This window comes from Stenotrophomonas sp. SPM (assembly GCF_003105135.1).
Taxonomy (GTDB): Bacteria; Pseudomonadota; Gammaproteobacteria; order Xanthomonadales; family Xanthomonadaceae; genus Stenotrophomonas.
The window spans coordinates 36,242-61,469 of record NZ_QETL01000001.1 but is presented as its reverse complement, the minus strand read 5'-3'; the positions used below and the strand labels follow the sequence as shown (position 1 = coordinate 61,469).

At 62.8% G+C, this 25,228-nt stretch carries 29 protein-coding genes and 1 pseudogene; 29 read left to right on the top strand and 1 reads right to left on the bottom strand.

All coding sequences use genetic code 11. The features are described 5' to 3' along the window. The first annotated feature begins 2 nt into the window (after positions 1-2). The 24 genes and pseudogenes from DCO49_RS00330 to DCO49_RS00215 all read left to right on the top strand — a co-directional run. Positions 3-1,070 carry an EscU/YscU/HrcU family type III secretion system export apparatus switch protein gene (locus tag DCO49_RS00330; RefSeq protein WP_116862270.1) on the top strand — a complete coding sequence of 356 codons (1,068 nt, stop codon included), beginning with the start codon at positions 3-5 and terminating at the stop codon, positions 1,068-1,070. Next, complete coding sequence (flhA, locus tag DCO49_RS00325) at positions 1,067-3,133, top strand: flagellar biosynthesis protein FlhA (RefSeq protein WP_116862459.1); 2,067 nt, start codon at positions 1,067-1,069, stop codon at positions 3,131-3,133. Before DCO49_RS00330 ends, flhA begins: the two co-directional genes overlap by 4 nt. A 3-nt stretch (positions 3,134-3,136) precedes the next feature. Next, a complete protein-coding gene (locus DCO49_RS00320) occupies positions 3,137-3,826 on the top strand; it encodes a flagellar hook basal-body protein (protein WP_116862269.1) in 690 nt (229 codons plus the stop codon). Positions 3,827-3,837: 11 nt separating this feature from the next. Continuing rightward, positions 3,838-4,611: a flagellar hook-basal body protein gene (locus DCO49_RS00315; protein ID WP_116862268.1), complete on the top strand. Its 774-nt coding sequence runs from the start codon at positions 3,838-3,840 to the stop codon at positions 4,609-4,611. Between the two features lie 3 nt (positions 4,612-4,614). Beyond that, a complete protein-coding gene (flgA, locus tag DCO49_RS00310; protein WP_116862267.1) occupies positions 4,615-5,292 on the top strand; it encodes a flagellar basal body P-ring formation chaperone FlgA in 678 nt (225 codons plus the stop codon). Beyond that, complete coding sequence (locus tag DCO49_RS00305; RefSeq protein ID WP_116862266.1) at positions 5,285-5,878, top strand: flagellar basal body L-ring protein FlgH; 594 nt, start codon at positions 5,285-5,287, stop codon at positions 5,876-5,878. Before flgA ends, DCO49_RS00305 begins: the two co-directional genes overlap by 8 nt. Positions 5,879-5,880: 2 nt before the next feature. Then, on the top strand, positions 5,881-6,996 hold the full coding sequence (locus tag DCO49_RS00300) for a flagellar basal body P-ring protein FlgI (protein WP_243402592.1): 1,116 nt from the start codon (positions 5,881-5,883) through the stop codon (positions 6,994-6,996). Positions 6,997-7,010: 14 nt separating this feature from the next. After that, positions 7,011-7,379 carry a hypothetical protein gene (locus tag DCO49_RS00295; protein ID WP_133249364.1) on the top strand — a complete coding sequence of 123 codons (369 nt, stop codon included), beginning with the start codon at positions 7,011-7,013 and terminating at the stop codon, positions 7,377-7,379. Between the two features lie 2 nt (positions 7,380-7,381). After that, positions 7,382-7,756: a flagellar basal body rod C-terminal domain-containing protein gene (locus DCO49_RS00290; protein ID WP_116862263.1), complete on the top strand. Its 375-nt coding sequence runs from the start codon at positions 7,382-7,384 to the stop codon at positions 7,754-7,756. Further along, complete coding sequence (gene fliE, locus DCO49_RS00285) at positions 7,756-8,049, top strand: flagellar hook-basal body complex protein FliE (protein WP_116862262.1); 294 nt, start codon at positions 7,756-7,758, stop codon at positions 8,047-8,049. The genes DCO49_RS00290 and fliE overlap by 1 nt, the downstream gene beginning before the upstream one ends. Before the next feature lie 2 nt (positions 8,050-8,051). Further along, positions 8,052-9,443 carry a flagellar basal-body MS-ring/collar protein FliF gene (gene fliF, locus DCO49_RS00280; RefSeq protein WP_116862261.1) on the top strand — a complete coding sequence of 464 codons (1,392 nt, stop codon included), beginning with the start codon at positions 8,052-8,054 and terminating at the stop codon, positions 9,441-9,443. Continuing rightward, the gene (locus DCO49_RS00275; RefSeq protein WP_133249363.1) at positions 9,440-9,889 is read left to right on the top strand and encodes a hypothetical protein; all 450 of its coding nucleotides are present in this window, start codon (positions 9,440-9,442) and stop codon (positions 9,887-9,889) included. The genes fliF and DCO49_RS00275 overlap by 4 nt, the downstream gene beginning before the upstream one ends. A 226-nt stretch (positions 9,890-10,115) precedes the next feature. Further along, positions 10,116-10,562: a FliH/SctL family protein gene (locus tag DCO49_RS00270; protein ID WP_165835648.1), complete on the top strand. Its 447-nt coding sequence runs from the start codon at positions 10,116-10,118 to the stop codon at positions 10,560-10,562. After that, on the top strand, positions 10,559-11,890 hold the full coding sequence (locus tag DCO49_RS00265) for a FliI/YscN family ATPase (RefSeq protein ID WP_116862258.1): 1,332 nt from the start codon (positions 10,559-10,561) through the stop codon (positions 11,888-11,890). The genes DCO49_RS00270 and DCO49_RS00265 overlap by 4 nt, the downstream gene beginning before the upstream one ends. Then, positions 11,887-12,339, top strand: coding sequence for a hypothetical protein (locus DCO49_RS00260; RefSeq protein WP_116862257.1), 453 nt, complete (start codon positions 11,887-11,889; stop codon positions 12,337-12,339). Before DCO49_RS00265 ends, DCO49_RS00260 begins: the two co-directional genes overlap by 4 nt. Next, positions 12,336-13,031, top strand: a complete 696-nt coding sequence (locus DCO49_RS00255; RefSeq protein ID WP_116862256.1) for a hypothetical protein — start codon at positions 12,336-12,338, stop codon at positions 13,029-13,031. Before DCO49_RS00260 ends, DCO49_RS00255 begins: the two co-directional genes overlap by 4 nt. Next, positions 13,021-13,449 carry a flagellar hook capping FlgD N-terminal domain-containing protein gene (locus tag DCO49_RS00250; protein ID WP_116862255.1) on the top strand — a complete coding sequence of 143 codons (429 nt, stop codon included), beginning with the start codon at positions 13,021-13,023 and terminating at the stop codon, positions 13,447-13,449. Before DCO49_RS00255 ends, DCO49_RS00250 begins: the two co-directional genes overlap by 11 nt. Positions 13,450-13,464: 15 nt before the next feature. Next, positions 13,465-14,643, top strand: coding sequence for a flagellar basal-body rod protein FlgF (gene flgF, locus DCO49_RS00245; protein WP_116862254.1), 1,179 nt, complete (start codon positions 13,465-13,467; stop codon positions 14,641-14,643). After that, positions 14,643-15,380, top strand: a complete 738-nt coding sequence (locus DCO49_RS00240; protein ID WP_116862253.1) for a FliM/FliN family flagellar motor C-terminal domain-containing protein — start codon at positions 14,643-14,645, stop codon at positions 15,378-15,380. The genes flgF and DCO49_RS00240 overlap by 1 nt, the downstream gene beginning before the upstream one ends. Before the next feature lie 14 nt (positions 15,381-15,394). Beyond that, the gene (locus DCO49_RS00235) at positions 15,395-15,694 is read left to right on the top strand and encodes a FliM/FliN family flagellar motor C-terminal domain-containing protein (RefSeq protein WP_116862252.1); all 300 of its coding nucleotides are present in this window, start codon (positions 15,395-15,397) and stop codon (positions 15,692-15,694) included. After that, positions 15,691-16,044 carry a hypothetical protein gene (locus DCO49_RS00230; RefSeq protein WP_133249362.1) on the top strand — a complete coding sequence of 118 codons (354 nt, stop codon included), beginning with the start codon at positions 15,691-15,693 and terminating at the stop codon, positions 16,042-16,044. Before DCO49_RS00235 ends, DCO49_RS00230 begins: the two co-directional genes overlap by 4 nt. Then, positions 16,031-16,792: a flagellar type III secretion system pore protein FliP gene (gene fliP, locus DCO49_RS00225; RefSeq protein WP_116862250.1), complete on the top strand. Its 762-nt coding sequence runs from the start codon at positions 16,031-16,033 to the stop codon at positions 16,790-16,792. The genes DCO49_RS00230 and fliP overlap by 14 nt, the downstream gene beginning before the upstream one ends. 6 nt (positions 16,793-16,798) lie before the next feature. Further along, entirely contained in the window at positions 16,799-17,554 is a 756-nt protein-coding gene (locus tag DCO49_RS00220) for a sigma-70 family RNA polymerase sigma factor (RefSeq protein ID WP_116862249.1), read from the top strand. A 287-nt stretch (positions 17,555-17,841) separates the two neighbouring features. Next, positions 17,842-17,970: pseudogene (locus tag DCO49_RS00215) on the top strand (IS3 family transposase); the annotation flags it as partial. Between the two features lie 756 nt (positions 17,971-18,726). Here the strand turns inward: DCO49_RS00215 and DCO49_RS00210 are convergent. Beyond that, positions 18,727-18,972, bottom strand: coding sequence for a helix-turn-helix transcriptional regulator (locus tag DCO49_RS00210; protein ID WP_116862248.1), 246 nt, complete (start codon positions 18,970-18,972; stop codon positions 18,727-18,729). A gap of 93 nt (positions 18,973-19,065) precedes the next feature. Between DCO49_RS00210 and DCO49_RS00205 the strand changes: the two genes are divergently transcribed. The 5 genes from DCO49_RS00205 (at position 19,066) to DCO49_RS00180 (ending at position 25,226) form a co-directional block, all read left to right on the top strand. After that, positions 19,066-19,866 (top strand): hypothetical protein, encoded by an 801-nt coding sequence (locus DCO49_RS00205; RefSeq protein ID WP_133249361.1) that lies wholly within the window; start codon positions 19,066-19,068, stop codon positions 19,864-19,866. An 82-nt stretch (positions 19,867-19,948) separates the two neighbouring features. Beyond that, positions 19,949-20,386 carry an NIF family HAD-type phosphatase gene (locus DCO49_RS00200; RefSeq protein WP_116862246.1) on the top strand — a complete coding sequence of 146 codons (438 nt, stop codon included), beginning with the start codon at positions 19,949-19,951 and terminating at the stop codon, positions 20,384-20,386. Positions 20,387-20,506: 120 nt separating this feature from the next. Next, positions 20,507-21,037 (top strand): hypothetical protein, encoded by a 531-nt coding sequence (locus DCO49_RS00195; protein WP_243402591.1) that lies wholly within the window; start codon positions 20,507-20,509, stop codon positions 21,035-21,037. Between the two features lie 1,098 nt (positions 21,038-22,135). After that, positions 22,136-22,774: a metallophosphoesterase gene (locus DCO49_RS00185; RefSeq protein ID WP_207776441.1), complete on the top strand. Its 639-nt coding sequence runs from the start codon at positions 22,136-22,138 to the stop codon at positions 22,772-22,774. Between the two features lie 946 nt (positions 22,775-23,720). After that, positions 23,721-25,226, top strand: coding sequence for an SAVED domain-containing protein (locus tag DCO49_RS00180; RefSeq protein ID WP_116862244.1), 1,506 nt, complete (start codon positions 23,721-23,723; stop codon positions 25,224-25,226). Positions 25,227-25,228 lie beyond the last annotated feature (2 nt).

Sequence of the window (25,228 nt, the reverse complement as noted above, 5' to 3'; positions counted from 1 at the left end):
TCGTGGCGGAAGGCGACCAGGACAAAACCGAGCAGCCGACGGCGTATCGCCTGGAGGAGGCACGCAAGAAGGGGGAAGTGCCCCGCAGCCAGGACGTCACCGGTGCGCTGGTACTGGTGGTGTTTGCCAGCGTGCTGGCGCTGACCGCTGCCGACGTCGCCCATGCCATTGCCCGCGCCAGCCAAGCACTGTTCCAAGTGGCCGCAGGCGCACCTGCTCCAGGCATGGCGCTGATGCGTGCCGTGGCTGCACTGAGCACGCCGGTCGGGCACGCGTTGGCGCCGCTGGTGCTGGCCCTGCTGGTCGTGGCCGTACTCGGCAATGTGCTGCAGACCGGGTTGATGTTCACCACGCATCCGCTCACCCCGGATCCGAAGCGAATGAATCCAGCCAATGCGATCAAACGTCTGTTTGCCCTGCGCAGTCTGTGGGAGCTGGGCAAGATGGCGGTCAAGTTCTCGCTGCTGGCAGTGCTCTGCTGGATGGCGTTGCGCCATGCGCCGGCACTGGTGGAAATGGTTGTCCGCAGCGCACCGGGTGAGGTGGCCAGTCTTCTGCTGAACGGCTTCATCCGCGTCTCCGTGTATGTCTTGATGATCCTTGCCGGTGTGGCGCTGGTGGATCTGTTGTTCAGCCGGCGCGACTTCATGCGCAAGATGCGCATGAGCCGTCGTGAGTTGAAGGACGAAGTGAAGCGCCGAGACGGCGACCCAGGGATCCGCAGCCGCCGTCGCGAAAAGCTGCGCGAGCTGCTGAAGAAGACCCAGGCATTGAGCCAGGTGGCGCAGGCCGACCTGGTGCTGACCAATCCGACCCAAGTGGCGGTGGCGCTGCGCTACCGACCAGGCCAGACCCTGGGTCCCGTTGTCGTGGCCAAGGGCGCGGGGCTGATGGCCGCGCACATCCGCCGACTGGCCGGGAAGCACCGCGTGCCCGTGTGGCCATCCATGGCGCTGGCGCGTGCGCTGTATCGAGAGTGCGACATCGACCAGATGGTGCCGGAAGCGCAGTACGGTGCGCTGGCTCCGCTGTACCGCCGGCTGTGGGCGCAGCGCGGGGCCGCAGCATGAGGGCGCTGTTCGCACAGCTGTGGCAAGGCAAGCGTGACCTGGCAATGGTCGCGCTGGTGCTGGGCGTTCTCATCGTGCTGTTCGTGCCGGTGCCGCCGATGCTGCTGGACCTGCTGCTGGTGCTGAACATCAGCATGGCGCTGCTGATCCTGCTGGTGACGTTCTTCACTGATTCGCCGCTGAAGTTCTCGACATTTCCGACGATCCTGCTGCTGTCCACGCTGTTCCGGCTGGCACTGAACGTCTCGGCCACGCGGCTGATCCTGGAGGGGGCCGACGCTGGCCGGGTGATCAATGCCATCGGCGAGTTCGTGGTGGGCGGCAACTACGTTGTCGGTATCGTGGTGTTCATCATCCTGGTGGTTGTGCAGTACGTGGTGGTCACGAGCGGTGCGCAGCGTGTGGCCGAAGTGGCCGCGCGGTTTACTTTGGATTCGATGCCCGGTAAGCAGATGAGCATCGATGCCGACATGAACATGGGGCTCATTGACGAGAAGGAAGCCCGCCGTCGCCGCAGCCTGATCGAGCGCGAGGCCAACTTCTACGGGGCGATGGACGGTGCCACCAAATTCGTAAAGGGCGACGCCATTGCGGGCATCGTCATCATCCTCACCAACATTGTCGCGGGCCTCGCTGTGGGCATCGCCCAGCTGGGTCTGCCGTGGGGCGAAGCAGTGCAGCGCTTCACCTTGTTGACCATCGGCGACGGCATCGTCACCCAGATTCCCTCGCTGGTGATCGCGGTGGCCACAGGCATCATCATCACCCGCGCGGCAGCGGACGCGCAGCTTGGTTCGGAGATTCCCAAGCAGATTCTGGCCAATCCAAAGGCGCTCGTCATCGTAGCCGCTGTGCTGCTGCTGGTACTGGTGCTCCCGGGGTTCCCGGTGGCTCCAGTGCTGGTGGTGCTGTGCCTGCTGGGCGGCTTGGCCTGGCTCGCCACGCGGGCGGGAACGGCCGAGGTGGAGCCTGCTGCTGAGGCCAGCGATGAAGCGCGCGGACCTGAACATGCCGCTGCCGCGCCGCAGGACATCAACCAGATCCTGCGTGTTGAAGCCATCGAAGTCCGTCTTGGTACCACCTTGTGCGATGCCTTCGCTGGGCAGGACAGCGACCTGATGGACCGCATTGACCACCTGCGCCGCCAGTTCGCGCAGGACCTGGGTTTTGTAATGCCTCGCGTGCAGCAACAACTGCGCACCGAGCTGGCACCGGATCAGTACGAAATCCACTTCCATGGTTGTCGCGTGGGGCAGGGCAGCCTGATGACCGACCGCGTGCTGGCCATCAACCCCGGCGGTCAGCGGGCGCGCCTGGAAGGGCCGGATACCCGCGACCCGGCCTATGGCCTGCCCGCGCAGTGGATCGACCGCAGTGCCCGGCAGTCCGCACGCACGGCAGGCTACACGCTGGTCGAACCCGATACCGTGCTGATCACTCACCTTAGTGAGCTGGTGAAGCGGCAGTCGGCCGATCTGCTGACCCGCCAGGATACCGAGCGCATGCTCAATCGCGTGCGCGAGCACAATGCCTCGCTGGTGGAAGAGCTGGTTCCGGCGATCCTGAGCTTCTCCGAAGTGCAGAAGGTGCTGCAGCTGCTGCTGCGCGAGCAGGTGAGCGTGCGCCACCTCGAAGCCATCCTGGAAGTGCTGGTGGATGCAGGGCGTACGGTCAAGAACGCCGAAGACCTGGCCGAGCGTGTGCGCGAGCGGCTGGGCGGCACCATCTGCCAGGCGCTGCGCGACGCCAACGGCGACCTGCACGTCATGACCCTGGCTCCCGAGCTGGAACATGAACTGCTTTCCAGCGCCCGTAGCAGCGAGGGGCGCGGCAGCCTGTTTGGTGAGATCGCCCAGCTTGACGGGTTCATGAAGAGTCTGGCTACCCAGAGCGAATCGATGATGGGCCGCAACCTGGTGCCGGTGCTGCTGTGCCCGGGTCCGGTGCGCCGATCGTTGCGCCAGCTGCTATCGCGCTCGATGCCGTACCTGGCGGTGATCAGCCTGAACGAAATTCCCGCCACGCTGCCCGTGCGTTCCTTTGCCGCGATACGGAGCCAATAGCCGATGACCGAGACCTTGCAGGCGCTGGGCCGACAACTGGGCGCGGACGTGGACACACTGTCGTCCATCAGTCGCAACGTGGCCAATATCCAGACGCCGGGCTACCGCGCCGAGCGGATGACCGCTGACTTCGCCACCCAGGCCGGGCTCATGCCCGCGCTGGACCAGCGGGACGGCAGCCTGGCGCAGACCGGCCGGGGGCTCGACCTTGCCCTGCGTGGTCCGGGCTTTTTCGTGGTCGAGCGACAAGGCCAAGCGTTGTTGGTCCGTTCGGGCAGTTTCCAGATCGACGCGGACGGCAATCTGGTCACCCGCCATGGCGACCGCGTGCTTGGCCAGTCCGGGGCGCTAACCCTCGACCCGGCTTTGATCACAGCCGACGCACCCATGCGGGTGGAAGCCGACGGGCAACTGTGGGCCGGGTCGCAGCCGCTGGGCCAGCTGCAGATCGTGGCGGTGGAACAGCCGCTTCAGCTACGCGCGATGGGCAACGGCGCGTACCGCTACGACGGCGCCCCGGCCCAGTGGCAGGGCAGCGTGGTCCAAGGGGCCGTCGAGGGGGCCAACGTGGACCCGGCTGACGAAATGCTTCGGCTGATGGAACTGACCCGCCATGTGGACGCCGTGCGCCGGGCGATGAGCACCTACGACCAGATGCTGGATGCCGGCATCAACCGAATTGGCGAGAACTGAGAGGGCACCTCATGATTGATGCATTGCATATCGCTGCCAGCGGCCTGCGCAGCGGCCAGCAGCAGCTGGATACCATTTCCAACAACGTGGCCAACCTCCAGACCCCGGGCTTCAAGCGGGGGCGGGTGAACTTTGCCGACATTGCCACGCCGCTGCCGGCGCTCGGCGCGGACCCGCAGACGGTGATCGCCGAGCAGCGTCCGGGGGGCGTGCGGATCATCTCGACCAGCACCTCGTTCGAGCCCGGGGAGATGCGCCAGACCGGCAACGCACTGGATGTCGCGATCGATGGTGCGGGCTTTTACGAATTCGAAGCAGCCGATGGTGGATTGGTCTATTCTCGCAGCGGCCAGTTCCGCGTGGACGAAGACGGCTTCCTGCGCAACTACCAGGGCCTGCGTCTGTCCGGCGATGTACAGATTCCGCGCGAAGGTCGCGACATGAAGATCTCGGCGGAAGGCGAGGTCAGCGTGCAGATGCCCGATGAGGTGGATCGTACCGTGGTCGGCACCATTGAAGTGGTGCGCTTCGCCGCCGCCGAGTCGATGCGTTCAATCGGTGACAACCTCTACGCGGTCACACCGCAGGCCGGCAGCGCGGTGTACGGCCGCGCGGGCAGCGACGGCGCAGGTCGGCTGCGCCAAGGCCAGATGGAGATGGCCAACGTGGAGATCATCGAAGAGATGTCCGGCCTGGTGCTGGCCCAGCGCGCCTACCAGCTCAATGCTCGAGTGCTGCAGGCGGCCGACCAGGTCATGGACACCATCAACAACCTGAGGCGTTGAGGCATGGCCTGGCTGACATCGCTGCTGGTACTGGCTGTGGCCGCAGGTGGCGTTCCCAGCGCCGAATCGATCGCCGACCAGGTACGGACCGAGCTTCAGGCCCGGCTCCAGGCCCAAGGCAGCACCGCTGATGTTTCGGTAGCGGCCGTGAGGCTGCAGTCGCTGCCAGCTGGCGAAGTGCGCTTCGAAGTGGGTGACGTTGCCGGTCGCTGGCCGCGCGCGCGCGCCTCGGTGCCGCTCAGGGTCCACGTAAACGATCGCCTGCTGCGCACGCTCAGCGTACCGGTGACGGCACGCGATATGCGCCCGGCGCTGGTTTTCGAGGCCGACTACGTGGCCCGAACCAATGTCGATGCCATCGCCCTGCAGCATTCCGAGGTCGATATGGCCTGTCGCACCGGCAGGGTCATTCTGGAGCGTCCGGTGCACAGCTACCGCTTGCGCCAGGACGTACGCGCGGGCACGCCACTGACCGACGCGCTGATGGAGCCCACACCCGAAGTACAGGGCATGCAGAACGTTGAGTTGCAGGTACACCATCGCGGCATCGCGCTCTCCGCACCCGCGGTCGCACTGCAGGATGGCCGCCTGGGTGAGCGTATTCCGGTGCGTCCAAGTTACGCGAGTGAAGCGGTCGTGGCCACGGTGACCGCTCCAGGCAAGGTGCAGATCCATGACTGATCGAACTTGCTACCTTGCCTTTGGCCTGCTGTTGGCCATTGCAGCGCCCGGAGCCAAGGCGGCGCCGGCCCGGCAGACGTTGGTGGATGTGGAGAACTACCGACCGTTGATGGCCGATCATCGCGCCTTCCGCACCGGCGATGTCCTGACCGTGTATGTGGCGGAGGCGACCCGGGCCAAATCGCAGGCCGGCACCGATGCCTCCAGCCAGCTGGCGCTCGGTGCCTCCCTGTCTTCGCCGACGGCCGACTACGCAGCCAAGGCGGGCTTGAGCGGCAGTACCGCCGGTGGCGCGCAGACCACGCGAAGCGGCGAGCTGCGCACGCAGATCTCGGTGCAGGTAGTGGAGGCTCGCTCGGACGGTAGCCTCGCCATCGAGGGTGCCCAGACGTTGCTGGTCAACCGCGAACGCCAGCATATCCGTCTTCGCGGAGTGGTCCGCCCGCAGGACATTGCGGCGGACAACACGGTGTGGTCGCACCGGATCGCCAATGCAGAGATCGAGCTGGACGGCGTGGGCGATGTCAGTGCCTCGCAGCGCCAGAGTCTGATCTATCGCACCTTGAAATGGTTGAGGTTGCTGTGACCGTGAACCGACTTCTGTGCATGGCCTTGTTGGTGGCGATCGGACTGGGCGCCAATGCCATGGCCGCTACCGTTAAGGTCAAGGACATTGCCCGCGTGGCGGGCGTGCGCGAGAACCAGCTCACCGGTTATGGCCTGGTGTTCGGCCTTTCCGGCTCCGGCGACTCCAGCCGCAACCGCGCCACTGTCCAATCGGTGGCCAACACGCTGCGCAACTTTGGCGTAAATGTGAGCGACCAGGACGTGGCGAGCCGCAACGTCGCAGCGGTGATCGTCACCGCCAAGCTGCCGGCGTTCGCCGAGCCCGGCCAGTTGATCGACGTCCAAGTGGCCTCTTCGGGCGACGCCCGCAGCCTGACCGGCGGCACGCTGATGCTGACGCCGCTGCGCGCGGCAGACGGCCGCCTGTACGCCATGGCGCAGGGTGCGCTGTCGGTGGGTGGATACCAGTTCGAAGGCATGACCGCCTCCCTGCAGCGCAACCATCCGACCGTCGGCTGGATTCCTTCTGGTGGCAGCATTGAGCAGGCGTCGCCGCTGCAGATGGACAGCGACGGGCGCTCGCTGGCGATCGTGCTGAACGAACCGGACTTCACCAATGCCACCCGCATTGCCGAGGCCATCCGCAGCATGGGCGAGATACGCTCAGCGCGGGCAGACCACGCCGGCAAGGTGAGCGTGCAGTTCGACGTTCCGCCCGACGACCTCGTAGCACTCATTGCCCGGCTGGAGAACCTCACTCTTGAGCAACAGCGCAAGGCGCGCGTGGTGGTCAACGAGCGTACCGGCACGGTGGTGGCGGGCGGCGATGTCCGCCTGGGCCGAGTGAGCGTGTCTCACGGCGGTCTGAAGGTGGAAATCCGTACCGAGTTCAAGGTATCGCAGCCGGACGGAGTCTACTACCGACCAGGCAGTGGCATCGCCTCGGTGGTTACACCCTCCACGCGAATCGACGCAGAAGAAGGCGTGGCACCGCTGGTGCAGGTGCCGGAAGGTGCATCCGTTGCCGACCTCATCAGTGCACTGCGCACCGCGCGCTTGAGCACCAGGGACGTCATTGCGGTGCTTCAGTCGATCAAAACCGCCGGCGCGCTGGATGGCGAGCTGGTGATCCAATAACAAGGGGACGATTAATGGAAGCGTCAACACTGGACGCCGTGCGGCTGTCGATGGGACTGCAGCAGCTGCGAGCCGAACTGGCCAGCGGCAATATCGCCCGCGCTGGCACGCCGGGAGCACGGGCGCACACCATCGATTTCTCGGGCATCGAGGGGCTGTTGGCCGCTTATGGCGATGGGCGCGCCTCCGGGTCGGAGCTGCGCCTTGGGCTGGCCGAACTGACCGCGTTGGTACCTCGTGAAGGCAACGAAGAAGCCGCGTCGCTCAGTCTGGACACGCAGGTCGCGGAGATGTCGGCTGCATCGATGAACTACCAGACCCTGGGTGAAGCGCTCAGCCGGCAGTTCGGCCTGATGCGCCTGGCCGTGACGGGAAGGAGCTGAGCATGGCGATTGACAGCATTCTAGATACCGTGCGCGCCGGCATGGCGCAGGAACGTATGCGACTGGATGCGGCCAGCCGCAACATCGCCAATGCCAACACCGCACTGCCGGTGGGGGTGGAAGCACAGCGCTGGCAGGTGGACGTGGGCAAAGCATTCTCCACCCATCTGCAGGCGGTGCCGGTACCGAGCCGCGAGGTCAGTGACCCCGGGCATCCCTTGGCCGATGCCGATGGCTTCGTGCGCTATGCGCGAGTGGACACGGTCCAGGAGATGACGACCCTGATGACTGCCAGCCGTGGCTACGAAGCCAACGTGCGTTCTTTCAACCTGCTGCGTGGCATGACCCTGCGCGCGCTTGAGATCGGAGCCAAGTAATGGCCATCGAAGCAATTTCCGGACTGGACACGCTGCGCGCGACGCAGTCGTTGCAAGCAACCGCCATCGCGACCACCGACTTCGGTACGGTTATCGGCCAGGGGCTGGGACATCTGGACGCGCGACTTCAGGCCGCGGACGTAACCACCCAGGCGCTGGCCAGCGGCAAGGATGTGCCGGTGCATGAGGTAATGATCGCCATGGAGCAGGCTCGCATGGAACTGACGTTCGCGGTGGAAGTGCGCAACCGCCTGCTTGAGTCTTATCAGGAACTGGCGCGGATGCAGCTCTGACCATGAACCTGCCGTCTTTCTACAAATCCCTCTCCGCGCCCGCGCGCACCGGCCTGGTCGCCGGTGGCGTCGTGGTGCTGCTTGCCACACTGGCGGCACTCTACTGGCTGCTGGCACCTCGCCAGCAGACCCTGTTCAGCAATCTGCGCCAGGCCGACGCGGCCGAGATCGTGCAGACGCTGGGCGAATGGAAGGTGCCTTACCGCTTGGCCGACGGCGGCACGTCCATCAGCGTGGACGAAAAGGCGGTCTATGACACCCGCATGCGCCTGGTCTCGGCTGGTATTCCCAAGGGTGGGCATGTGGGCTTCGAGCTGTTCAACGAGTCCGACTTCGGAGTGACCGAGTTCGCGCAACAGGTCAACTACCAGCGGGCGCTGCAGGGTGAAATCGAACGCACCATCACAAGCCTGCCAGGCGTGCTGGACGCCCGCGTGCACCTGACCATCCGCCGACAGGGGCTGTTTGCCGAGAAGGAGGATGGGTCCAAGGCCTCGGTGGCGCTCTCGTTGTCGCCCGGGCAAAGCTTGAACCGGCGTCAGATTGATGGCATCCGCAGCCTGGTTGCAGCATCGGTGGAAGGGCTCACGCCTGCACAGGTCTCTGTGCTGGATTCGGAAGGTGCACTGCTCTCCGGTGGCAGCGCCGTGATGGCCGCAGGCGGCGCCGATGAGGACGATCGTGCCGAACACAAGGCCCAGTTGGAGAAGGCGCTCGCCGCGCGCGTGGCTGCGCTGCTCGGCAAGACCATGAATGCTGGTGACTTTGCCATCTCGGTGGACGCCACCTTGAACTACGATGCGGTGCACGAAGTCAGCGAGCGTCCGGTGGCGCTGGGCGAGGGCGGCAACGGCTTGGTGCAACGTCGCCGAACCACAACCCAGGCGCAGGGCGAAGGAACGGGCAGTCCGCGCCAGGACGAGGATACCGAGTATGTGCTGGGCAGCAGCCGGCAGGAAGTCAATCGCGCACCCGGCCGCATGGAGCGTCTGTCGGTGGCGGTCGTCGTGCCGGCCCGGCTGAATGACGTCGAGCTGTTCCGGCTGCGCTCATTGGTGGCCGCCTCGGCAGGCATGGACTTCGAGCGCGGCGACCAGTTGGAGATCTCGCGCCTGGGGCAGGTTGCAGACGCCCTCGAATCACCGCCGGTCGCGGCGCCTGTGGAGCATGAGGCCGCAGCCACCACGTCACCGGCATCGGTTGCTGTGGGCGCGCCCGTCGCCGGATCACGCGCGTATGGCTGGCGAATGCTGGCGGCCACTTTGCTGGGCGTACTGGCCACTACCCTGTGGTTTGCTCTGCGCCGCCGCCAGCCAGCCCGCCTTACCGCGCAGGAGCGTGAGCAGGCACTACAGAAGATGCGTTTGTGGCTACAGGACGGCCGCACGCCATGAACGCCTTGAACGCTAACCCGGCACAACGCCGCTGCGCGCTGCTGATGGCCCCGCTGCACCGACTGGACCAGGAGCAGCTGCTGGCTGCGCTGCCTGTGCCCGACGCGACGGTGGTACGCACGCTGTTGGACGCACTGCGGACATCGAACCTGCCGGTCGATGCGCTTCCTGCCGGCTGGCTGGAAGCCGAAACCCCATCAACGGCGATGCCGTCGCAGCGTCAGTCGCCAATTGACTGGAGTGCGATGGCGGTACAGAACTCGCCAGTCTGGGTGGCGCGCGCGTTGGCGTGCATGGAGGGAGCCGAACGCGAGTTCTGCCTCGCCATGCTGGACCCGGCCGTGCGCGACGCAGTGAGCACCCAGTTGGCACAAGTGCCGACGTTACCGATCGCGCTGCAGGGTGCGGTGCGTCACCAGCTGCTGAACGTTGCGGAGGCTGGCTGAGATGCAGCGCGTTACTGTTTCGCTGGCCACACCTCAGCGCTTGTCACAGGCGCTCGCGGCGGCGCCGATGCCCACTGCGGCTGCTCCCGAGCAGGCACCCCCGCAACTGGCAGCCGCTGGTCCGACCTTGGCGCAGGAGCGCGAGCAGGTGCTTGAGGCCGCGCGCCTGGAAGGGCGACGCGAGGGCGAGGCTGAAGCGGCTTCGACTCTGCAGCAGCGGATACGCGTGGCACGCCAGGCACTGGATGATGCGCACGCAGAGCGGATACAGGCATTGGCACAGCAGCAGCAACAGCTGGCAGACCTGCTGGCGTCCCTGCCAGCGGCCCTGGAAATAGTGCAGGCCCGCGTACTTGAAGATGCTGCCGTGCTGGCTTTCGAGGCGGTCATCCGCCTTCTCGGCGATGCTGCAGCGACCGACATGCAGACGGTGTGCGCGAAGCTGCTGGCAGAACACAGCGAGCGGCCGGTGACGCTGCGCGTGGCACCGTCGCACCTGGCGGCAATCGGCGCGCTGGCTGGATCGCAGGTACGGATCGTGGCCGCCGCCGGATTGGCGGCAGGGCAGGTACAGCTGCAGACCGCTACCGGCGTGATTGATGGCGGGCTGGACGTGCGCTTGGACTCACTCCGCGCGGCTTTCGTCACTGCCCTTGGCATAAGCGACAGATGAGCACGTCACCTTCACTCGCCACCGTGGTCGAACACCTGCGTCGCGCACCGATGACGCGGCGGCTGGGACGCGTGGAGTCGTTCAACGGCCTCGTGGTGGAAGCGCTGGGTCCGGACGTGGTGCTTGGCGAGCGTTGCCTGATTGAGGGAGTTGCGGGACACCAGGTCGACGCGATGGTGGTTGGCTTCCGCGCCGGACTGACCCAGCTCATGCCTTATGGAGAGCTCACCGGGATTGCTCCGGGACACCTGGTCCGCGCACTGGGACGCGGGGTTGACGTGGGAGTGGGCGAGGCGCTTCTGGGCCGGGTTGTCAACGCTCACGGCACGCCACTGGACGATGGCCCGGCGCTGGTGTTGACCGAACGCTATCCATTGGCACGTCCCACAATCAATCCGCTGCACCGTTTGCCGATCGAGCGAGTACTTGAGACGGGCGTGCGCGCCATCGATACCTTGCTGACCCTGGGCGAGGGTCAACGCATGGGCATCATGGCCGGCAGTGGCGTAGGCAAGAGCACCTTGCTGGGCGCGCTGGCACGGCAGGTGGACGCCGACGTAACCGTGCTTGCGCTCATCGGCGAGCGCGGGCGCGAAGTGCATGAATTTCTGCAGCATTCGCTAGGCAAAGAAGGTTTGAAGCGTTCAGTGGTGGTTGTGGCCACGGCCGACGAGCCGGCGTTGATGCGTACGCAAGCTGCGCATGCGGCTCACGCCGTGGCCGAGTACTTCCGCGATCAGGGCAAGGCGGTACTGCTGGTGGTGGATTCGATGACACGCTTTGCGATGGCGCAGCGTGATATTGGCCTGTCCGTTGGCGAACCCCCTACGTTCCGTGGCTACACGCCCTCGGTGTTCGCCCAGTTGCCGCGCATGCTGGAACGCTGCGGGCGGGTCCGCGGGGGGGGCTCCATCACCGGCATCTACAGCGTGCTGGTCGAGGGCGATGACATGAACGAACCGATCACCGATCACATGCGCGCCATTCTTGACGGTCACATCATTCTGGATCGTGCACTGGCAGCACGGGGTCACCATCCGGCTATCGATGTGCTGCACAGCACGAGCCGGCTGATCAGTGCGCTTTCCACTGTGACCGAGCAGGACGTCGCGCGCCAGGCGCGACGCGAGCTGGCAGTTTATGAAGGCGCGCGCGATCTGGTCGATATGGGTGCCCACCAACCTGGTGCCAATCCGGAGTTGGACGGCGTGCTGGAGCGCCGTGCCGTCCTGGAGGCCTTTCTGCAGCAACGGCCAAACGAACGCAGCGCCCGTTCCGCGGCGCTGGCGCAGCTCGGGCGCGCCCTTGCCCGTGAGGACCGCGCATGAGCCGCCGCGAACAGGCGCTGGCGGCCATATGCCGCCTTCGTGATTTCGAGCACAGTCGGCAGGCGCTGGTCCATGCGCAGGCGCAGCAGCAGGCCCATGCAAGCGGTGAGGCGCTGCGCCGTGCCCACGCTACGCTGGCCGAAGGGCTGCGCCTAGCGGGCAGCGCCGCGTCCGGCGAAGTGCTGCAGCTGGAACGCGACCAGGCCGCCAGGAAGCTGCTGGGCCACCTGCATCGCGGTACGCAGGTGCAGCAGGAGGTACACGACGCTGCGCTGAAAGCACGTGTTTTGGCCGCGGCCGGCCACCTGGCCGCGCAGCACCGCTGCGACCACGCGGCTGACCAGCTGGCGGTTGAGCGTACACAGCAGCAGTTTGTCCGCGATGTACGCGACTACGACGCGTGCAGCGATCTGTTGCTGGCACAGCGAATGGCGTGGCCCCGCCCATGATCAACCTGCTGCTGGATCCCAATCAGATTCCGCTGGTACGTGCGCCGGAGCGTCGCGCCGTGTCCGCAGTCGGCACCGACTTTGAACAGGCTGCTGGTCTGCCGTCATCCCCGGACGTCCTGGCCGTCTTCGAGCTCGAGGTGCAGGATGCGCGCGGGACGGAACACCGCATCGCACTGCCATGGGGGCTGGCGGCCAACGACCGTCTTTCGCAGGAAACGTCGGCGGCGGGCTGGGGCACTCAGGTATTCCTGCTGACCCAGCCAGCATCCAGCACCGCCGTACCGCCATCGGGGATGCGTTCGGCCGCTGCGCCGATGCTTGGCTGCTCGCCTGCTTCGCTCGAATTGCCCACGTCAACGACGCAGCAGATACAGCCCGCGCAGAGTGCCGCGCTGCGCCTCTCGGCTGCGGTGATGGAACCAATCGACGCTGCGCCACCTGCGCGGTCGGCCGTCGAAACCGGTTCGCCGTGGCAGGCACGTTGGCAGCAGTGGCTGCGCGGGCAAGGCGAGGACCTGAAGGTCCGCCTTCGCGACTACCGTCTGCAGGAAGACGACTATCCGCAGTTGATCGCGCAGCTGCATCGATTTGCCCGTGACCAAGGACTGACCATGACACGCTTGACGGTCAATGGACGCGAACTATGGCATCTCCCCACTTCAGAATCAGGACATCGACATGGCCGTTGACGCGATCGGCAGCACGCTGGGTACCCAGCAAACCGAGCTGACCAACAACAACACGATCAACCAGGATGACTTCATTCGCCTCTTCCTGGCCCAGCTGCAGTTCCAGGACCCGATGGAACCCGTGGACAACCGTGAATTCCTGGCGCAGTTGGCGCAGTTCTCGGCCCTTGAACAGTCGCGACAGCTCAGCCAGAACACCGCAGATCAGCTGACCATGTCGGCCGCTAGCCAAGCGGTGAGCCTGATCGATCGCGAGGTGGAGATCGTCGGTGCCGGTGGCAACAGTGCGGGCCGGGTGATCGCCGTACAGTTCGGTGCCAACGGTCCGGAACTGAGTGTGCGCGACAGCAGCGGCCAGGTCAGTACCGGCGTGCGTCTTTCGCAGGTGTCGCTCGTTCAACCGACCAACACGCCCTGATCGCAGGAGACATGTATGTTCCAGGCACTATTCACCAGCCTTTCCGGTCTTTTCAGCTTCTCGCGAAGCCTCAATACGGTCTCCAATAACGTCTCCAACATGAACACGCCTGGCTTTCGGGGCAGCGATTCGTTCTTTGCCAACATCGAGGGCAACCTGGGAACAAGGATCGTGGGCGAAGACCTGCGCACTGTTGCCGGCGATGCGCGCCAAACCGGCAACGCCACTGACTTGGCCGTCGATGGCGATGGGTACTTCGTGCTGCGCGACCCACAAGGGGCACTGCACTACACACGTGCTGGCCAGTTCCGCTTCAATGACGACGGTGTGCTGGTTGACAGCGTCAACGGCTACGAGGTGATGGCGCTCGGCAGCAACGGCGCGCTGAACCCTATCTCCATCGAAGGATTGCGCACGGTGGGTGCTGTGGCCACCACTGGCGTTCACATCAGTGGCAACCTGGTACCGGTGAACACATCCGCCACGGTCCCGGCCACGCCGGTGGACCTGAATTCGATCACCGTGTACGACGCCAGCGGCACTGCCCGAGTGCTGAAGATGCAGTTCACCCGCAGTTTGAGCCAGATTCCAGGCAGCTTCGACGTGACGGTCATGGACGACACGGGTGCCTCGCTGGGCACAGGTGAAGTCCGTTTCAGCGTGCAGGGCTTACCCCAGGCTGGCTACAGCACCATGGACGTGGTGCTGAGCAGCGCCGCAGGCGACCAGACCATTACCTTCGACTTCGGTACGCCGGGAGCCTTCAACGGCATGACCTCTCAGTCGGGCACGCCTTCTGGCTTGAGCGCCAAGGTTGACGACGGCCATGGCGTGCTGCCGATCATCAGCATGAAGTTCGATGAGAAGGGCGTCCTGCAGCTGGTTTACTCAACGACGGAAAAGCGCAGCGGCGGACAGGTGGCGTTGGCGCTGTTCGCCAATGAAAGCTCACTCAAGCTCAGTGGTGGACGGCTGGTGTCCGGCGTGGACCCGTCCCAGCGCGAGCTGGGCAATCCAGGATTGGGGCGCTACGGCAAGATCGCCGGGTCCAGTCTGGAGATGTCCAACATCGACCTCACGCGGGAGTTTGCCGACATGATCATCATCCAGCGCGGCTACCAGGCCAGTTCGCGGGTGATGACCGTGAGCAACGAAATGATTGAACAGCTCTACAACAGCACGCGGGGCGGCTGATGACCGGTCTCGTTCTTCGTTGGCAAGGACCCACCCGGCGAGAATTCCTGCGCCTGAAGGTGGAGAGGCTTGTACAGGAGTGGCTGGAGGCTTGGGCTATCTCACCGGGTACTGTTGCCGTGGTACCGCTGGTAGCGGACGCGCCCCGCGATGCAGGCTGGCAATGCGCGATGGGCGCGGCCGGCGGCCAAGTATTGGCCGGGCTTCAACGTGCATCACTGGCACAGCTAGGCGGCCTGCTGGCCGGTGCGCCGCTGCAGGCTGCCGCCGACTTCAATCACGCTCTGGCCGTTGGCACGGCAGCGGGGCAGGCTTTGCTGGGCAGTCTTCTGGGGGGCGCGCCGGCCCACCATCCATGCGATGAGGCGCCACGCGGTGCCTGGTCCGAACGCCACGGCTGGGTGGGCGTAGAGGTGCGATGGGCCGGCCTCACTTTTGAGATATTGCTGGACCCGGTGTTGTGCGATCGACTGGATCCGCCGGACCATGCACCGGTTGCATTGCAGTCGCGTCGCGCTGCGCTTGCCCACTCCACGGTGGCTCTGGACGCGCGCCTTGAACTGGGCCACGTAGATGTTTCGCTAATCAGTGCGTTACGCCCGGGCGACGTGCTGCGCACCGGTATTCCGCTCGATTCGCCAGTGGCGCTTGCCGCCGGCAAGGGCGCGGCGGTCGCCTCCGGCCGTTTGACGATCGTGGACCAGCGCATGGCCATCACGATCGACTCCTCTCGTTGACAGGTAGCTATTCCATGAACTCCCTCGTATCGGCCGTTCCGGCCACTGGTCTGGCCGAAGAATTCTCAGGGCTGGGTACGTCTCATCCCGCACTGGCCCTGGTTGGCCATGTTGAAGTCAAGATGACTGCGCAGATAGGTTCGCTCACGCTCAGCATCGAGCAGCTGCTTGCCATGAAGCGTGGCGATCAGCTCACCCTCGACCAGCTGCTGGATGCGCCTGTCTCGTTGCTCCTCAATGATCGCATGGTCGCCAGTGCAGAACTGATGGCGGTCGACGATCACTACGCCGTGCGCATCCTGGAGCTGCTGTGACCACACCTGCAGAATCGGTGGCGGCCACTGCGCCAATCGCCTTCCGCGAGGAAGGTGGCGGCAGTGGTGCCGACGCTGCGCAGGCACTTGGCATGGCGGTATTGCTGCTTGCTGTGATGATGGTGGGTCTATATGCCGCGCGTCGCAGAGGGTGGTTGCAGCGTTGGCTGGGTGCCGCCGTGCTGGCACGGCCCGCGGGGGAACAGGATCTCCGCCTCGTGCATACCCTGCGGCTTAGCCCACGCACCAGCGTGCACCGTATCCAGAGCGGCCACGAGGCGTTTCTGCTGGTGGAGTCCAACGCACAGGTGCAGCTGCAGCGCGTGGAGGTTGACGATGCAGCACCGTAGTCGCTGCCACGTCGCACTGAAGGGCGTCGCCTGGCTAACGGTGGCGGTGCTGCTGACGTTCGCGCTGCAAGCGCATGCCGGTGCGCTCGACAAGGTTGCGGACGACGTCGCGCGCCAGGACTTTACTCCGGTGCTGCGGAATTTCGTATTGCTGAGCCTGTTGTCGTTGCTGCCAGTGATGATGATCGCGATGACTTCGTTCACGCGCATCGTCATCGTGCTGTCGTTGCTGCGGCATGCGCTGGGACTGCCGCAGACACCGCCCAACAGCGTGATCATTACGCTGTCGCTGTGCCTGACCTGGTTCACCATGGCGCCGGTGGCGGGCAAGATTGACCAGGATGCGCTCACGCCGTACCTCAGCCAGCAGATCACTGCCAGCGAAGCGATCGAGCGTGGCAAGGATCCGTTGCGTCAGTTCATGATTTCACAAACGCGCGAAAGCGATCTGAAAGTCGTGCTTGAGATGGCCAAGGCGCCGATGCCCACGACGGCGAAGGATGTAGCGTTCTCGCAGCTTGTGCCAGCCTTTCTGCTGAGCGAGCTGAAAACCGCATTCCAGATTGGCTTTGTAATCTTCCTTCCATTCCTGCTCATTGATCTGGTCGTCAGCGCCATCCTTATGGCGTTGGGCATGATCATGCTGCCGCCCACCACCATCAGCCTTCCCCTGAAGATATTGCTGTTCATCCTCATCGACGGCTGGGTATTGACGGCCAAGGCGTTGCTCGGGAGCTTCTGGAACTGACCCGCCATGGCGATCGATCACGTGGAACTGGACCTCTGGCGGGCACAACAGCAGGGTGACAAGCTCGCCAAGGCGTCGCTTGTTGGTCGCTATCTGCCATGGTCCGAGGCGCTGGCCGACCGAATCCACCGGCGCGTATTCAGTCTTGGCATTCCACGTGAGGATCTCCGGCAGAGTGCTTCGCTCGGGTTGTTGGAAGCCATGTCCAGGTTCAATCCAGAACGTGGCATTCCGTTTGCAGGGTACGCCATTGCACGAGTGCGCGGTGCGGTGTTCAATGCGGTGCGCGAATCGACTCGCCATCCGAGCGGAGCTGAGGCAACTGAGCGTACCCATGAGCGACTGCATTCGGTGCGAACCCGAGCGATGGATGACTCCGATTCCCTGTTTGATCAGGTGGTCGATGACATTGTTGCACTAGGCATGGGCTTCTTACTGGATATCGAGGCAGCGCAACTGCAGGCGCAGCCGTGCACCGTACAGGAGTACGCCGAGCGGAGCCTGATGAGTCGGCGCCTGCGACAGGCGATGCTACAGTTGCCGGAGCGCTCTCGGCTGTTGATCGAGGCCCACTATTTCGAACACCTGCCATTCAAGACCCTCGTCGAGCGGCTGGGTGTCAGCAAAGGGCGCGTCTCGCAATTGCACCATCGTGCCCTGTCTGATCTTCGCGCAGCCTTGTCGACACAAGCAATCACGCGATCGGAGGGGCAGGGCCCGTCATTGCTCAGGAGTACGCCCGGGCCGGCGGCTGCCGCTTGAGACTCAGATCGCCGCCCCGACGCGGTTTCGCTGCGTCGGATTGCAGCATCCTTAGCCATCTCCTTCATCGCGGTTGTCGTCGTAACCGCGTGAGTTGCGGCACAAGAGAGGCTCGCCCCTGTCTTCACGGAAACTTACGAGAAGTCCGAACTAGGCAAGAGGGACTTTTCATGTCAAAGAGTAGGAAGCTCAGTGCCGAGTTCGAGCGCGTTGCAGTTGAGCAGACGGGCCAGCCCGGCGTTACGCGTTGCCGCGATTAGTTTTCAACCAGTCTGACGTGCCGGGGTGCCAGCTTGAACCGGGTCGCGCGTCTGATGGCGAACGACGGCCTGCAGGGCTGATCCTGGCGGAAGCGTCGCGGGGTGCGTGGCATCCCTAGCGTAACGCCAATGGACGTGGTCAACCTACAAGAAAGAAGGCGAGCAGCACTGTTCTTGCTCTCGCGTCCTCATGGTGGCTAGAGCGATTAGCACTTCATTCAATTTCAGATCGGGGTGGGCGAGTTAGGGGTCATCAGTTAAGCATCGTAAAGAGGCTGGCATGCACAAGGCGCATACCTGGCACACCCTCACGGAGCATGTGCGCCAATGCTGAAGTGCCCGCTAAACGTCCGGACACTTGCGCTCGACCAACCCAAGCGTTGGCCTGGCTTGGGTCACTAAAAACGGTGTGCAACGCTCGGTAAATGCCCAACAGAAATGAAATTCGAATTAGGACCTCGCTGTTAACGAGATCCAGATCACCGCGTCGCCAAAGTGCAAGTGCAGCAGCGTCTGGCTCTCCAAGGAGAATGGACTGATCACGCTCAGAAAGAGACCATTCTTGGGCCAGGCGAAAGAATGTCCGCAGCGCCGGGCCCGCCAGCTCTTCGTAGTCTGTCATACCCATCTCAGCTCTAGTAAGAACGGGCCATCAGCCACGGCGCAAATGCAATTTGGCCGCATTCATACGCAGTCCGCGCAAGCATCTGTCCACCCGCCGCAGCGATCCAAGCGCAATGAAACGGCACCACTGGTGCGCACTGACGCCCGCACAAATTCTGAACAGGGTACTGCTTGTTCAGGGCAATGAATAGCCGATGCCAGGGCGTCAACAGGAAGGGAGGTTTCGCCACACCTGGGGTGTGAGCCTACTGGTACGGCGCAGGCATCCGGCAGGAAAGGGGGCGGTCGTCAGCTCTTGATGCGCCGTTCAAAGTCGGCGATGAGCTTTCCCAATGACAGGCCAGTCAGCCGAGCAATGTCACGTAGCTCCACGACGTCGATCCTGCGCTTGCCCGTCTCCACGTCACTGATGAACGACTGACTGCGCCCTAGCTTCTGTGAAACCTGGACTTGAGTCAGTCCAGCAGCCACGCGAGCTTCCCTGACGGCCTCAATCAGGGCAGCGTATTCCTTGCGATGGATGGACTTGGCCATGGCCGCAACGTCGTTGAGCGGCCTCAGAACCTATATCCAGTTCTCAGATATCTAAAAACCCGATATTCTGAGGGCTTCATACAAGGGGGATCCATGAACCAACAGCAGCAACGCCGCAAGGCGCTAGCCGGAGGCCGACTTGGCCTTCTTCTTGGAGTGGCGGCTCTAACGACAGCCTGCGGCGGCCCGGCAGACAAGAAGATGGTTACCAACGGAACCCAGCAAGAGTACCGAGCGTCAATCGATGCTATTGAGGCAGAACTGACTTCTCACGAGAGAGAGGCCTTTAACTGGGCGGTTGCCGGACTGGACTTGGAGAAGCTCAACCAGAGATATCCCAATGCATCCGTCAGGGACGTAGTACGGAGTCAAGTGAAGGCTACGAGGGAACAAAGCCCCAAGTCGATTCAGTCCTTGCGAGATCAGGCAAAGGCGCAGGAGCCAGTGCTCCTAGAGCTAGGCAAGATCAAGACCAGTGACGAAAAATTCGCGATCGAGAGCAGCTTCTTTGGCCCCACACCGATCATTGAAGCGCGTATCGCCAATGCATCATCACTGCCTTTGAGCGAAGTCAGCTGGCTGGCAAAGCTCTACATAGATGGCCAACCGCAGCCAGTTGCGCAATCGCGGGTGCTAAGTGACTTCCGCACTATTGATGGCCTCAAACCGGGCCACCAAGTGACTGCTCGCTTCAAGGTGGGCTTCGTAAAGGGAGATGAGACCTGGACGACGTTAGCCATCCGCCAGGCAGCTACGACGCGCGTTGAACTCAGTGTAGTTCCTGATTCCGCGTTGGACTTCAGTGATAAGCCCTATCTGAAGGTAGATCATCAGAAGGCAATCGAGCAGCTGGAGAACCAGCTGAAGCAAGCTGACGGATTCGCAGACATCTGAATCAACGGAGCCCGGTCACTGACAGCGCGCAGTGCTACCGGGCCGACTGCTGACAATTCCCCTCACGTGGAATCTGCTACCTATGCAACCGAGCATCCTTGCGCTGGACCTAGAAGGCACGCTGATTTCGAATGCGGTCAGCCAGATTCCCAGGCCCGGACTCTACCCATTTCTTGTGGCGGTCAGGGAACGATTTGAGCGCTTGGTCATCTATACGACCGTTCCCGAACCAGCATTCCGGAAGATTGCTTGGCTTCTTGTGACAGAAGGCTCAGCTCCCGATTGGTTCGCCCAGCTGCCCTATGTCGAGTGGAGAGGGGCGACAAAGGATCTGCGAAACGTCTCTACCAATCCTAGTCAGGTACTTCTCTTGGACGACCATCAAGCGTACGTCCACCCTGGCCAAGAGAAATGCTGGATTGAAGTTGAGTTGTTCGGCGCTCCATACAAGCCGAGCGACCGCGGCCTGGTTGCCGCCCTTGAAAGGATCAAAAAGCGCATGGAAGCGCCACTTAGCTAGCGAGCTTGAACACCTGCAAGAGGGGGAGGGCAGGCGGAGGAGTGACGCGCCGAAGCACCCATCCCAGCCACGGCGTAGAACACACGTACACCCTCAACCGTGTCACGACAAGGTGGCCTTATGAAGCGTCGCAACCTGCCCCCAAAGGACTGGCCACCAGAAGCCAAGGTCGACAGAGGTGTCACTCCTGCAGTCGAAGTCACTTCGGAGCAAGCGGTGCAGATCCTTCGCGACGCAGCCATGCAGCGCGAGGCGCTAGCGGCGCAGGCGCTTAGCGCCGCTCAAATCAACACAATGCTCAGCTCCCTTTCTGTCACTCTACGCGGACGGGTCGGCCAGTTGCGCCGCGAGGGCCGGTTGTTGGGCGTGTACATCACTTACCCGACGCCGAGCTATCGCTACCCACGTTGGCAGTTCCATTCCGATGGCCACCCCGCGGATCACTTAGCCGAGATCCTGGGAATCCTCCGCGACTTTGGACCGTTCCAGCGGGAACCGCATGGCCTGCGCCGCACTACCGGCTGGGGGGAGCTCGAGTGGTTTATGTCCCCGCACGTTCTGCTCGCCGGCCTCCCGCCGGCTGAAATTCTACTCACCGATCCACGACGTGTCTTACACGCTGCCCGTGTTGAGTTTGAAGCGTCTAACTGAGTGGCAGTCGCTTGCCGCTCCGGTTGGGCCTCAAGGAGTGGGCGAACCGTCCTGAGATGGTCTGCCCGCCTTGGGCCCCGCACTGGAGATGGCAGCAACGACGAGCCACACATCTTGTTCTACGCACTAGAGCCGCCAGCTATCGACAGGTTCCAACCAGTACCGTCTGCCCAATGGCAGGAATGTCTCCATCGCAACGTCCAGCATAAGCGGCTGGCGCCAGCCATGGCCTGGCAGGAAGCAAAAGTCGGTGGATGCTAGCGATCCGGACTGGGCTCGACCAAGCAGCCACCAGATCGTCTTGCTGATCTCTCGATCAAGCACACGACGGGCGAACTCTCCGTCCATGTCTGCTTGCAGGAAGTCAGGCGAAGCGTTTCGCATGCTAGCCCACAGGACGTATCTCTTTCGACCGAGGCTCAGCGCCTCCCACTCTGCCAGCCGAGTTGATCGCAAGGTATCGGCCAGTGACGGATCCAGGCGTTGCTTTCGTAGAAGGTTGGCAAGGTAGGCCCGAGCTTCGCTCCTACCAAGGGAAGCGCCCAAGCTGCGCTTTACGGCAGAGTGGCACTCTCCAGCCCATCTCGTGAGCGAACCTGTTATCAGCGCCTCCAGGTTCGCATCTGGTCGGGACCAGGATGACTGATAGCTCCAAGCCAAGGGCTCATACAATGATCGGGCTTCGGACCCAGGATCTTCAACTGGATTGCGGCGCAGCACTTGGAGCGTTGCAAGAGTGTCCAACGCATCGGAAGCCAAGGTTCCTGAAGCGACCGGCGAGCTTATGCTTCGTGAACGCTCCAGCGCACACCAAGCGCATGCGAGGAATGGGCCAATTGAACGAACAAATTCGTCCAGTTCTGGCCAAGGCGCAATGAGGGTCGGTTGGTGAACGACATAGGCCACAGAGCCCTCAAATCGCGCTTCCAGTTGTCAGGATATCAATCTGCCCATAGGCTGTCTATCTGACTTTCAGATATCCGGGGCATCAAATTGACCGCGCTCGGACCTTCCAATTCAGCCTGATTCGTTGGATGACAGGCTTGTCAGGGCGTTCCCAGTGAAGTTGAGCCCACCTAGAGCATTCAGAGCAAGCGCATGCGCATCCTCGTCCTCTCCGATCTTCATCGCGAACTTTGGAGCGCGTCAGACGCGAGCAGGAGGCACTTCCTGGAACACTCTCAGCCAGACCTGGCGACCTGCAAGCCAGACGCAGTAGTCCTTGCAGGCGATATCGACACTGGAGACCGAGCGGTTCAATGGGCAGCCAAGAGCTTTTCTGGCACGCCGGTGATCTACGTGGCAGGCAATCACGAGGGTTACGGTCACAGCATCGACAGGGTCGAGGGGAAGATCAGAGATGCCTGCTCCAAGAACCCTGGCGTCCACTTCTTGAATGGAAACCAGGTAGTCATCGACGACGTTCGCTTTCTAGGGGCCACTCTCTGGACAGACATGATGCTGCACGGCCGCGACCACTACCCAGATGTATTCCGCGCGGCGGGCCAGCAGATGAATGACTACAAGCGCATCCGGATTGGATCAGCCGGCTTCAGGAAGCTCAGGCCAGCCGACACCTGTCTTTGGCACGCCCAACAGCGGAGTTGGATAGAGCAGCGCTTGGCAGAACCGTTCGAGGGAAAGACAGTCGTAGTTACCCATATGGCACCCTCCGCCAAGTCCATCCCGACCACTACCAGCAAGAACTACTGTCTGCCGCATACGCGTCCGACCTAGAGACAACAGTCTCCACCGCAGATCTTTGGATCCACGGGCACGTGCACGACTCGGTCGACTACACCATCGGCAGGTGTCGGGTGATATCCAACCCCTTGGGCTACCCCCTCACCAACGGCCCAAGCGTCACGGCCCAGAACTCTCGCTTCAATCGAAATCTTGTGGTGACCGTCTAGCTCCAGAGCTGACGGACACAGGAGGGTAGGGCGTGGCCAGGTCGAGCCTAGGGCGGACATTAGGACGCCTGTGCTGCCTGGGGCTAAGGTCCTCCTTACCCCCAAAGCACAACCTGGCACTCGGGACTCGCGACTCGCGGAAGCGCGCTGTTGCTGAGACCAGCTGTTGATTTGATCAGTGAGGCGTGGCCGACATAGCGCACGGCGGCGAACTAGCAGGCCGGTCGAGGTACCCAACTGATCCACTTGCGTCGCCCGGATGTCCGCTTATGGCCGGAAGCAGACATCAGCACTGCGTAGGCATTAGTCCGGTGCTATTCTCCGCTTTCGACCTGAAGCGGACATTGGGCAGGGGCGCCAGGGATATCAATGGACACTCTCGTAGTAAAGGCGATCCAACGTTTCGGCGATTCAGCGGAGGTCGGCCGGGCTGGTAGAGGTTCTCGGATTCGTACTGGAACTGGACGAAATGCCCTGCACAGGCTTCGTGGAGTTCGAGTGCGCACGTCTCAGCATCTGGGATTCTTGACTGCGGGAACGTCCGCTCTTGGCCGAAAGCGGACATGCGAGCGCGGTCCATCTTCACGCCGGATCAAGCAATTCGGCGTTGGATTGCTTAGACGTAGCGGTCGAGCACGTCATCCGGTCCTTGGTCTCGTTAAATCAACAGGTTAGCCTGCATGGCCAGCGCGGCTGGACGGGGTGCAGTCGACGCGCGGCTGAGCTAATATTGTGACCGAGCGCACGGATTGCACCTTTGGGAGAGACACATGGCAAGTGCAGTAGAGCCCCGATGGCATGGCGATAGCTACCAATCTCGTTTTTTCTGGACCCATGCCGCGTTGCTGCTGGATCCCTATCAACCCCATGTAGTTGAGGTTACTTTCGAGGCCGATGGCCCCAAGGCCTTTGACGATGTTGTCGTCCGGTACAACCCTGGCCGTTCAAGGCGCTCCGGTCCGGGATACGTCACCGCCGACTATCATCAGATTAAGTGGCATGCCAACAAGGCCGGCCGGTTCGGGTTTTCCGACTTGATCAACCCCAAGTTTATTAATGCCACTGCGCATTCCATCTTAGAGCGGTTGCGAGATGCCCAAAAGATGGCCGGCGAAGGTGCGGCGTTTCACTTGGTAACCACTGATCGCATCGCCGATGGAGATCCATTGGGCAAATTGGTGGGCGGCCACGACAGCTCGTTGCGACTTCAGGCGCTCAAGGAAGGAAAGACCGACAACAGCGAAATGGGAAGGGTGCGCAAGTGCTGGCGTGAGCATCTGGGCTTGGCCAGCGACGAGGAGCTCTATGCCATTTTGGATCGGTTTTACATCCATGATGGTCAGCCTGACTTGGAAAAAATGCGTCATCAAGTAAGCACTCAGTTCCGTCTGGTGGGCTTGGCCGGTCACGAGAACGAAACTGTATTTCTCTACGACGATGCCGCCAAACAGCTGGTGAGCAAAAAAATCAATTGCTTCGACCGGGCTGGTTTCCACCAGTGGTGCACCAACGAGAAGTGGTATCTGGGTTCCAAACCGAAGCCTCGCAGAAGTGTGGCCATTGCAACCTATGACCCACGGTCGACGCCGATGCACATGGCAGACGCGGAGCCGGACAACACCCTGAACTTGGTTGACCGGTTTTCGGGTCGATGGCTAAAAGATGGACACAGCTGGGAGGAGGTGCGGGGGCAGGTGAGCGCATTCCTCAAAACCAAGCTGGCGCAGACCCCGTCCATGCGCTTGTTTCTGGAGACGCATTCGTCCATCGCCTATCTGGCCGGAGCGGCGCTACGTTTCAAGGAAGGCGCCGATGTTGAGATTGTTCAGCGCGGTGACAGGAACCCCGGGATCGTGTGGGATGCGCAAGACGGTACCGCAGGGCCGGAGCCACTAGTAGACGTGCAGATCCTGGGGGAGGGTGGCGACATCGCAGTCGCTGTTGGTCTGAGTCAGGATGTGAGCCAGAAAGTTGGAGACTTCGTCGCCGCCTATCTGCCACAGGTCGGCACGCTGATCGGCGTATCGCTTGTTGACGGCGCTGGCCCCATGACTATTGCCGGTGGCCAGCATGCTGCAGCTATTGCCCAGCACATTGCCGGGCTAGTGAAAGATGCCCGCAAGCCGGGCAACACGACGCACCTTTTCCTAGCCACCCCCAACGCTTTTGCCTTCCTTCTGGGCCAACACATCGACGCGATCGGCCGCTGCATCCCGTATGAGTACGACATGGCTGGCCAGATAGACGGGAGCTACCACTCAACTTTTGCCATTTAAGG